This is a genomic window from Bacteroides reticulotermitis JCM 10512, from assembly GCF_000517545.1.
Taxonomy (GTDB): domain Bacteria; phylum Bacteroidota; class Bacteroidia; order Bacteroidales; family Bacteroidaceae; genus Bacteroides; species Bacteroides reticulotermitis.
In genome coordinates this window covers 43,896-53,336 of the sequence record NZ_BAIV01000037.1, presented here as the reverse complement: position 1 = coordinate 53,336, position 9,441 = coordinate 43,896, and the positions used below count along the sequence as shown (strand labels likewise).

At 33.9% G+C, this 9,441-nt stretch carries 11 protein-coding genes; all 11 read right to left on the bottom strand.

Going from position 1 to position 9,441, the window contains the following annotated elements; translation table 11 throughout:
- A partial coding sequence (locus tag JCM10512_RS22185; protein WP_244437313.1) for a TetR/AcrR family transcriptional regulator occupies positions 1 to 118 on the bottom strand: 118 nt, incomplete at its 3' end.
- 454 nt (positions 119 to 572) lie between these two features.
- A complete protein-coding gene (locus JCM10512_RS18665) occupies positions 573 to 1,319 on the bottom strand; it encodes a Shedu anti-phage system protein SduA domain-containing protein (RefSeq protein ID WP_044165267.1) in 747 nt (248 codons plus the stop codon).
- Between the two features lie 64 nt (positions 1,320 to 1,383).
- Complete coding sequence (locus tag JCM10512_RS18660; protein ID WP_052517292.1) at positions 1,384 to 2,922, bottom strand: RNA/DNA-binding domain-containing protein; 1,539 nt, start codon at positions 2,920 to 2,922, stop codon at positions 1,384 to 1,386.
- Between the two features lie 11 nt (positions 2,923 to 2,933).
- Entirely contained in the window at positions 2,934 to 3,827 is an 894-nt protein-coding gene (locus JCM10512_RS18655) for a hypothetical protein (RefSeq protein WP_044165252.1), read from the bottom strand.
- A gap of 28 nt (positions 3,828 to 3,855) precedes the next feature.
- Positions 3,856 to 5,637 (bottom strand): ATP-binding protein, encoded by a 1,782-nt coding sequence (locus JCM10512_RS18650; RefSeq protein WP_044165250.1) that lies wholly within the window; start codon positions 5,635 to 5,637, stop codon positions 3,856 to 3,858.
- Between the two features lie 12 nt (positions 5,638 to 5,649).
- Complete coding sequence (locus JCM10512_RS18645) at positions 5,650 to 6,291, bottom strand: hypothetical protein (protein WP_044165248.1); 642 nt, start codon at positions 6,289 to 6,291, stop codon at positions 5,650 to 5,652.
- An 11-nt stretch (positions 6,292 to 6,302) separates the two neighbouring features.
- The gene (locus JCM10512_RS18640; RefSeq protein ID WP_044165247.1) at positions 6,303 to 6,956 is read right to left on the bottom strand and encodes a hypothetical protein; all 654 of its coding nucleotides are present in this window, start codon (positions 6,954 to 6,956) and stop codon (positions 6,303 to 6,305) included.
- Positions 6,949 to 7,167 carry a helix-turn-helix transcriptional regulator gene (locus JCM10512_RS18635; RefSeq protein WP_044165245.1) on the bottom strand — a complete coding sequence of 73 codons (219 nt, stop codon included), beginning with the start codon at positions 7,165 to 7,167 and terminating at the stop codon, positions 6,949 to 6,951. Before JCM10512_RS18635 ends, JCM10512_RS18640 begins: the two co-directional genes overlap by 8 nt.
- A 114-nt stretch (positions 7,168 to 7,281) precedes the next feature.
- Positions 7,282 to 8,232, bottom strand: a complete 951-nt coding sequence (locus tag JCM10512_RS18630) for a DUF5712 family protein (protein ID WP_044165244.1) — start codon at positions 8,230 to 8,232, stop codon at positions 7,282 to 7,284.
- Between the two features lie 4 nt (positions 8,233 to 8,236).
- Positions 8,237 to 8,821: a BfmA/BtgA family mobilization protein gene (locus tag JCM10512_RS18625; protein ID WP_044165243.1), complete on the bottom strand. Its 585-nt coding sequence runs from the start codon at positions 8,819 to 8,821 to the stop codon at positions 8,237 to 8,239.
- A 282-nt stretch (positions 8,822 to 9,103) separates the two neighbouring features.
- Positions 9,104 to 9,436, bottom strand: a complete 333-nt coding sequence (locus JCM10512_RS18620) for a helix-turn-helix domain-containing protein (RefSeq protein ID WP_044165242.1) — start codon at positions 9,434 to 9,436, stop codon at positions 9,104 to 9,106.
- Between the last annotated feature and the right edge of the window lie 5 nt (positions 9,437 to 9,441).

Below are 9,441 nucleotides of genomic sequence, written 5' to 3'. Positions count from 1 at the left end.
AATCTGATTTAGTAGGAAAGTAATAATGTATAGCAGCATTTTTTATGTTAAGCTGTTTGGATATATCAGCATAACTAAAAGCATTGTAACCAATAGTCTTTATTAGCTCGTCTGCCATACGTATTATTTCACTCCTTGTATCATTCATGCCGCAAATATATGCAATTTACTTAGTAGTAAGTAAAAAGTGGCAAGCTTTAACATTTTCAGTGCATAATCTCTATTTTGATTTCTCTAGTCAGCTAAAGCTATTTCAACTAATGTGTGGAGGAGGATTGAATAGCATATAAAAAGACAAAAGCCCTGTTTCCAGGACTTTCTAGTAACTTTAGTGATCCGCCTGGGATTCTCCTGTCGAAGTTACCACGCTGATATTTAAAACTTTATATTTTTAGCTTCAAGCATATCCCATGAATTATCCCACTAATTTGCTACGTGCTTTTGCTGTAGTTTGCTCATGGAGAATACTGCGGCAAAGATAATAGTTTTTTTATAATTTTGTAAAATCATACAGGACTTTTCTTTTACTATAATTGCTAACAAAACAATATGTGCTTCTGTCTTTATCTATTTTATTTTTCCACAGATATTGAACTATTGAGGAAATCATGTATCAAATCGTTATAATCACGAATCTTAATAATTTCTTCACAGTTGTTTTTATAAAAATGAGTCCAATTGAATTTAGTTGAACAAAATTTTCTCCACTTAGAATCATTAATTGCTTTGTAAAAAGGATTTTCGATCTGATTCTCTAACCACAGTTCGCTATTTACATCTAAGCATGCATCATTAAAAAACCTCCTACGTTCAAGAAGATCAGTAAGATAATCAAATGAGCGGATGTTAATCCTTAATTCATTAGCTATTTGATTGCGTTTTTCTATTTCTAAAGCATTTTCTGAACGTCTTCCAATAATAATTGTAAATATCACTCCTGAATTATTGATTACACGTGTTGTCTGGGATGGAAGATACTTTTTAAACCATGCCTTATTTTCAATCAAGAATCTTTTCCAATCTCTAATTTGTTGCATTGCGCTACTTAAATCCTTTGCAGGCACACCACTTGTTGTAAATAGTTTGCTATTAGGTTTTTCTATTTCAATTAGTTCGTATATAATTCCATTACTTCGCTGATCTATAACATTCACAAAATCAGTCTCATAATCACAACCGAGCTTCAATTTTGAAATAGTTAAGTAACAATTATCATTTCCGAAAAAAAAACCTGCATGGTCGTGGATAAATTGATGAAAAACCGACTCTTTCAAATTTGAATCTAGCGTATTCTTCCAACGCTCCACTAATGCAGACATAATTGTGGAATTCTCTGTTTCTAAACTAAACCAATTATATTTTTTATTAATTTGGAGCATATATTTAGAATGATTGTTTTAATGATTCCACCCCTGATGATGTTATATGATAAAGAACAATATCACCCATTTTTTTTGAAGATATTAGTTTTTTATCAAGGAGATATTCAATATCCTTTTTAACTTCATCTGTTAGTTCTTTAATAATCTCATCTTCGACAGATGGTTCATTTAAAAGTTTTTCTAAAATTTCTTGTTGTATATTTGACAAGGGTATTCTCTCTATTTCTAAAATATCTTCATCCACTTCTATTGGTGTATTTTCATTTATACGAATAACAGCAAGGAAGAATGACCTAGCCTCATCAGTAGATAATACAGGAATTGGAGAACCATTAGAAGCTAAAGCATTAACTATAGTAGGTATTCCCGTTGCATACTTCTCTGCAAGTCGCAAGTTTTTAAGCCAGTCTCCTAATTTTATATTTCTATAATTTCTTGCTGTAATTTTGAGTTGAATTAATGCTTTTTCATCAATGGGAGGTAATGGACCTGGATAACTTAGTATCTCAATTCTTCTTGAATCATCAATCTCTGCTGCATTAGTAACGCCTTTTTTAAATGATTTATATATCCTTATTTCGTTTGGAGTAGGATTCTCATAACAACGATGATATAGAGAATTGACAACTAATTCTTCTAATGCTTGATATGGATAATTAAAGAATTTATCAATTTCTGACTTTGTAGAAGATTTATAAGTGAATTGTTTTATAATATTACTATTTAAATAACTCATTATTTCTCTAATTTGCACATGAATAGGACCAATAAAAGTTTTTTCTGAATATTTAGTACCTGACTCATCTTCAAATTCAACCAAATTGGTTTTACATCCTTCAAAGAATTCGTGCGGTTCTTTGCAAAAGAGTAACAGCCCTACATTTAAAGGATATATATTTTCTCCATACTTCCTTGCAATTTGCATTTTTAGAGCAATTTCTGATAACGAGAGTTTTAAGGTCTCACTATATAGGTTGCTTTTGATTTCTTGCAAGTAGGCTTGGATTAATCCCAAATCAAAATCATCAATATTGGCTTTTGTATTAATTCTATCATCAAAGTGCCGATAGGCAGATAATTCTCTTAGCCTATTTTCTAATAATGGAGTCGTAGGAATTGTTGTTGAACCTTGTCTGACATACATTTTATATTGGGTGTTTTTACCAAATGTTATTGGTGCAGAATAAGGTCTTTCTTCTCCCGTAGTAATCCAAATTACCACTATGAATTTACCCATAAACTCTACAGGCTCTATAATGGGAAATAGCTTTGGACGTAATAGATTACAAAGTTCTATGAACTTCTTTTGAATTGAATCTATCTGTTCTTGCAATAAACCCAAAGGAGGCAGTATTGGACTACCATCCTTTTCTTCGATACCAACTATTATATAGCCGCTTCCATATTCATTAATATCATTAGCGAAAGCACACAAAGAATGGATAATCTCCTCTGGATTCCAACCTTTCTTAAACTCAATCCGTACAGATTCTACTGTGTGAGAATTGATTAAGTCACTTATATTTATTGGTAAAGCCATAATTATTTTTTTTAGTTTGATATTTCATTAATACAATCAGATGTTGCTGTAGGTCTGTTTACTTTGTAATAGCGTCTTAGCATACCATGAAAGCGGCTTCCAAGCCATACCTCTTTTTTTAGATCGAGCCAAAAAGAATCTGTCGTTTCGTTGTGAGCACGCAGGGCTGCAACTTTGACTGCTTTATCTAACTCACAACTCATTTCATCAACTCCTATAGGCAAAGGATTATTAGAAATGTCTTTATGAACAAATAATCGCCTTAACACATCCTCCCTTTTAAATCTCATAGAGTGAAATTCTCCATGAGTAATTACCAAATGGCTGGGGCTTGTTAAAAGTAATAAAGTTGGTAAAAGAGGTAAAGTTGATCCACATGTATCAAGATCTATTAAATCAACCTTTATCTTTTTAACTTTCAATTCAGCTGCGACGTCTAATGCATCTCCAAGATATAAGTATATTTTCTTATTGTTCTTTCTGAATACATATAGATTGTCGGAATATTTTCTCTTTTTAAATTGATTATGCTTTGCTAAATTTTCAAATTGAATTAGTTTCCATTTCATTTTTTCAGAAGCATATATAATATCGGCATATTCTATCCACTTGAATGTTTGATGACCTGCTCCTGCATAGGCATCAAATACAATTTTGGGACGAATCTCTTTGGCAATCTCCGTTGTAAATAACTCTTTTTCATCTCTATAGCTAGCACCAAATAGATCATATTTAATCCGTAGTTTTCTTACTTTACTACGGATGCTAGGTAATGTTCTTAAAGGAAATATTTCCTTTAATTTTTTAGAATCAAAAGAGTGCTCTTCAAGAAATTCTAAAAGAGACTTTTCTTCCTCTATACTCCAATCTATAGGAGTATTATATGCTTTTCTTCGTTCTAACACTAGTCTTACCTTTCGTTGATTTTATTTTCTAAGTTTTTTCTAAAAGACTCCATTGGCTCATGCGGTAGAGGGGGGGCAACGCTATGTACCTTACCCAATCTGGAGTTCCATTAAAAGGACTTTGAATCCAAAATTGTCCTTGGCCAAAACTATTTGCAATGTATTCTAATCCATCATCTAAATATGCATATTTAGCATTTTTAGGATTGATTTTCATTACAATTCTTGTAGGACATTGTTCTGGTACAATTTCATGCAAGTCTTTAGGATTTTGCGTGCTCAATATTAAATTAATTCTAAACTTACGACCTTCCCTTGCTAACTTTTCAAAGTTGGAGCGAAGACGTTCAAAAACGCCTGGCGATCCAAAACTGTTTTTTTCAGAACTAGGAATGATTTGATGAGCCTCGTCAAAAAAGACATAAGTATTACTCATTTCTTTCTTTTTCTCATAAAGCCATTTTACTAACTGCATTTCCCACATTAGTCTTTCGTCTAAATTCAGATGATCTAAATATAAAATAGTTGTACCTTCAGCTTTAAAAATATCAAAAGGATTCTGTTCTGTTTTTAGAGACTCTTGGTCTTTGTCAAAATAGTACTTTAGATTGAATAGAGCTCTTCTTGCTGCTTCAAAAGTGCTTCGATAATAAGCTAATCCATTTGTAGTTAATGTAATTGTAGCCCCAGTATTACGAGATAACAATCTATTCAATGCTAAGTCTAATCGTTCAATAGTTATTTTTTCTCCCCTATTACGTAAATCTTCCGCAATGTCATCAAGCAATCCTGCAACTTGCGGTGAAGATATTCTATATAGATATTCGACATCAGAAGGTGCGTTTAGATCATGAAGCCGTAAACTAATTTCTTGAACACTTACTCCTTGTTTATTAGCCAATTTTTTCAGTGCAACAATATCTGTATCTTGATCTTCAATTCTAATTTTCGGGATTACTAATTGAAATGGAGCCAAATATTCTTTTGCATAATTGATAGATTTGCTATTTTCAAACATTTCATAGACTTTTCTTTGCCAAGCTAACCGTGGTTTTAGAATATTATCCATATCCCACAATAATAATTGAGAAATATCACCTTGCACATCAGTTAAAATAACTCTATTATTTTTGTCGTGTTTACGAATTTGAAATGCCAAGTTCTTCAGTAATACTGTTTTCCCTGAACCACTTTCCCCAACTATAAATATATGTTTATTATCAAGATTATCAATATCCCACCTATATGTTAAAAACTTATTATTAGATTCATATGGAGAATTGCCAAAACCAACCATTCCTAATTCAAGACCGTTTTGTTTTATATCTAATATCTGTTCAAGAGAAGGCGAGGTATCTCCTGTAACTGCAGTGACATTAGGAAAGATAAGTCTACTTGCTGCAGAAGGTGGGCGTTGAATTGCAGATGAAATAAAATCATTAGATCCATCTTCTTTATTTATCATTTCTCTTGTTAATTCAACCCTAATAATCATGGGCTGATGGGTATGTGGCCCATTCAATAGATCAATTGGGGAATTAGGATTATATGTCTCATCTGAATGATATAATAGGCTTTGTCTTTGTGGATTAAATGGAGAGATAGATTTCAAACCTACAATTCTTCCTGCAATCCAGACATCAGAATTCTCTCTTTTATCTTTAATTACAATGGTGGCTCCTAATGCTAAAGATGGCATTTTGTTTGGATCGTGAATAATATATTCCGCAAAAGCTCCACGTTCATCAACACTAAATGGTGAATTGAGATCATGATAAGGTCTCGCACTATATTTTTGTTCTAGTTCCATATTACTTTATTTTTATGCTAATGAAAGTTTTTTTGAATTTAACATTGCAAGAGTTTGCTTTTCTAACAAATCTTTCTCATAAGTCAGTTGTGAAAGCTCATCTGCAACAGTTTGTATAAATGGAGTATTTCCATTTAATTCATGTTGCCAAGCAACGATTTTAATGGCTTCCTCTACTTGTTCTCTATTCTGTTCCCACATAAAAAAAGGTATTTCCATACGGATAAATGATTGTGGGTTTATCCTGCCTCTATAAACACAATGAAGAGGGGTAATATCTTTGTCTAAAGCACGTATTGTTTCACTACACGCTTTTTGCCTATTCATTGGAACCGCTTTAATTAAAGGGGTTCTGTGCCCTGGCTTCAATATCCTTTGTAGTAAAAGAGAGTCCGTACCAATAGAAAGAATTGTATCTTGTGTTATTTCATCTCCGGGGAAATAAATATTGCGTAAATCAGGAAAACGACAAAGAGACTCAACAAACAGCTTTGAATCATTTATTTTTGAAGAAACACATATTAATGTTTGATTATTCCATGTTATAATAGGTCTTAATCCATCTGCTATGTCTTTTATTGAACTACTTGTAGAAAAAATAGGACCATTTTTAATGCATATAGTTCTCCCTTCTTTAGTTTCAATTTCATTCAAGCATAGTAACTCTAATGCTTGTTGGAATTTGACTGCCCAACCAATGCATGTGATGAGGGGCTTTTGTCACTTTTATTATGATCATATCTTACTAAGAATGGATTATTGTTTGCCGTCTGTGCTTTTAATGCAGGATAGATAGAAACTCCATCGTTATTTTTCTCTCGGGTTAGTTGCCTATTTGTATATAAGCTAATTTCTTCGGTAAAGATATTACCATCTACCCATGTAACCGCTGTTGCATCTTTGTGCTTTCTATAGAAATATGGTGGTTCAACTCCCTTTGAGTATTTAAAATTAACAATGGAGGCTCTAGCTAAAATTAGAAAAAATGAGTTCTTTTCAATTTTTTGATTAGAACCATTTATTCCACAAATGTTAATTCCGTCTAGTTCAACTGCCTCAGGACATATTATTTCTTTTGGCAGCATACTATCCTCAATATCAATATTTATATTTTTAAAATTTATAGGGTCGTAATTATTATCAATAGCCAAAGATTCACCGTTTTCATTCAAACGTTTTGCCTTAAGTTCTTCTTCTGACAAGACTGCAACATCTTCTCTTGGACCACGTGGAGGTAGCAGATGATATTTTTCTCCATCGGTTAAACTTTCAAGTACTCCATCGAAAGCATTTATAATAGAATAATCAATATTATTCATATTTTTTCAATGTTGGATTTAGTAAATCTCTTATATCTATTTTAAGCACTGAAGCAATATAGTTCAATGTCTCAATGGATGGCTGCATTTCATTTTTACTCCATCTAGATATTGTTGTTTGACTTTTACCTATTTGTTCTGCAAGCCATTTATTAGTAACTTTTTGCTCTGCAAGTACAACTCTTAAACGGTTGAGTTCCTTTTTATGCATACTATTTTATGTAATATGATTATAAATATCCGTATTACGACAAAGATAGTCATTGGCTTTAGAATTGCCAAATTATACAGCTTTTTTTGTTTAGATGGAATGATGATCGGAAAATTATAGCCTACGACCTTTCTTCTTTTTCTTTTTGGGTATATGTTTTTCCTGAATGATGAGATTTAGTGAAGAATCAGTCCCTGATGAAATAAAAGAGATTAGCGAACCAGAAGATAGATTGTTTTTTTGATCGTTGAATTGATGAGTAGGAATATGTTTATCTTGTTTTTCATCAATTTTACATTTAGTATTGAAAGCCTGATAACTTGCTTCCTTGTTTTCAAGATTGATAGAAAGCAAGTTTTTTATTTTTCTTTCACTGGATTGAAATTCTTGTACTTGCAAATTAAGCTGCTCGGATATAGATCCATTCTTCATCGTGTTGTGATAGTCGAACGATTCGGATTGTTGGCGGTTGTAGCTGAATAGCTTATCAAATCCTCGTTCTGCCTGTTGAAATAGGTTCATACGGTCAAAACCACCTGTTATTACTCCGTTCTTGGTGTTCTTGTGGTTGGTGAGCGGTGATAACTTCTTTTTGCTAGTCTGGTCTTTACGGCTCACAATCAAATGACAGTGCATATTCAGTTCGTTGTCGGAACGGCTACGGTTGAAATGAATTTTGCCGTAAAACTTTATATCTGCTTCGGATAGCCCTTTGTTAAAGTTATTGGCATATTCAGGAATGAATACTTCCCTGATATAGCGTTTCATCGCTTCGGCTTTCTCCTGTTCAGTGTTCCCCATTGCCCGAAGTTCACTTTCCGATGGGCTGACATGGATAGCAAAAAACTTAGCATCCGTTTTCAGTAATTGCCCGATATTGGTATCTATATCCTTAATAACCTTTGATTTGTAGATATTATCATCTGCCAGATTGAAAAAGCCTTCGGTATAGATTCCTTTCTCCATACGTTCTAAATCTTCATGCTCACAGTAATTAGCTAGCTGCCGGCAGCTCCCAGAATTATTATATGTTCCGTTTGATGGCGAGGCAAAGTCTATGTGCATAATCCTATGTATTTATCAATTTATTGATTTCGACTTTCAGGTTCTCTTTTCTTTTACTATCCATCACACCGCAAGCAGATAGTTCTGAATAAAGTTGTATCAGTCGAAGCAACTTTTTATAATCTCTTTGATGTATCTGGTAGAGTGCGTTAATCTGCTTGGACTGATTGTTTATCACATCGGCATGATTGCCGAACTGTTCGCTTAACTTTTTCAGTACGGCTGTTTGTCTCTCCTGGCTGGTTTCCAGTTGAGAGAGAATAAGAGTTTCCAAAGTTTTGCCGATAGCATCGAAACGCAAAGCGATAGAATTTGTTGCCCGTATCATGGGATTCAGTTGTTCTTCCTCATAGTGACGGATGAAGCGGATAATATCATCCTGCCTCTTATTTATTTTCGCCAGTTCCGATTTTACTGATTCAGGTGCTTCGGATGGGTTGATACGTGCCTTATCTATATACCCAAACGCCAACTTTACAACTTCACTCTTTTTCAGTGAATAGCGTTTGCATATCTTCTCTACCAAAGCTGCCGTTTCCTGATCTATGGAAATGGTAGTGAATATCGTTTTTCGACTGCTGTTTGGCATAGTAATTACTTTATTATAGAAATATGAATAGATAAATACCTGATAATAAGTATTGCAAAGAAAATGCTTATTACAGGTGTCATTACAGCGTATTCTTGTAACACGCTAAAGCCGAAGGCTTTGCCCCGCAGCAAGAGGGAAGAACAGGACTTGTCCAGTTCCCTCTTGCTCGATTTAGCGAAACGGGCTGAGCCGATAGGTGAAGCAGTTTCTGCTAAATCGGGGTGGCAGCACAAAGGAATAGCCCGAACACAGGCTGCTTTCCTCTGCTACTTTTTGCTATCAGGGCTGATTTGCCAACTGATTTGCTTTTTCAAACTGTTTGTAGGTTTGAGAATCGGCATATTCACGAACAAAAGCCCGGATATCGCTGGCTTTATAATACGTTTTTCGCCCGATGGTAAAGTAGGGAAGTACACCTTTCGCCCGATAGCGTTGTAGGGTTCTGAAAGATGCTTTCAACAGAAAGGCTAAGTCTTGATTATCCAATAGCTTTTCGTTTTCATCGAATACAGTATCGATATTGATAAGAGATTTCAGGTCTTGCCCGATCTCGGTGAGTTTCTTGGATAGCTTCTCCATCCACTTCTCGAAGTTTTCGTTGTCTATATACATTTTGC

What these genes read in the sequence shown, in the direction of transcription:
- JCM10512_RS18660 (WP_052517292.1), bottom strand. Translation starts at nt 2,922, where the DNA reads ATGGCTTTACCAATAAATATAAGTGACTTAATCAATTCTCACACAGTA.
- JCM10512_RS18625 (WP_044165243.1), bottom strand. Translation starts at nt 8,821, where the DNA reads ATGCCAAACAGCAGTCGAAAAACGATATTCACTACCATTTCCATAGAT.
- JCM10512_RS18630 (WP_044165244.1), bottom strand. Translation starts at nt 8,232, where the DNA reads ATGCACATAGACTTTGCCTCGCCATCAAACGGAACATATAATAATTCT.
- JCM10512_RS18640 (WP_044165247.1), bottom strand. Translation starts at nt 6,956, where the DNA reads ATGAATAATATTGATTATTCTATTATAAATGCTTTCGATGGAGTACTT.
- JCM10512_RS18635 (WP_044165245.1), bottom strand. Translation starts at nt 7,167, where the DNA reads ATGCATAAAAAGGAACTCAACCGTTTAAGAGTTGTACTTGCAGAGCAA.
- JCM10512_RS18650 (WP_044165250.1), bottom strand. Translation starts at nt 5,637, where the DNA reads ATGGAACTAGAACAAAAATATAGTGCGAGACCTTATCATGATCTCAAT.
- JCM10512_RS18665 (WP_044165267.1), bottom strand. Translation starts at nt 1,319, where the DNA reads ATGTCTGCATTAGTGGAGCGTTGGAAGAATACGCTAGATTCAAATTTG.
- JCM10512_RS18620 (WP_044165242.1), bottom strand. Translation starts at nt 9,436, where the DNA reads ATGTATATAGACAACGAAAACTTCGAGAAGTGGATGGAGAAGCTATCC.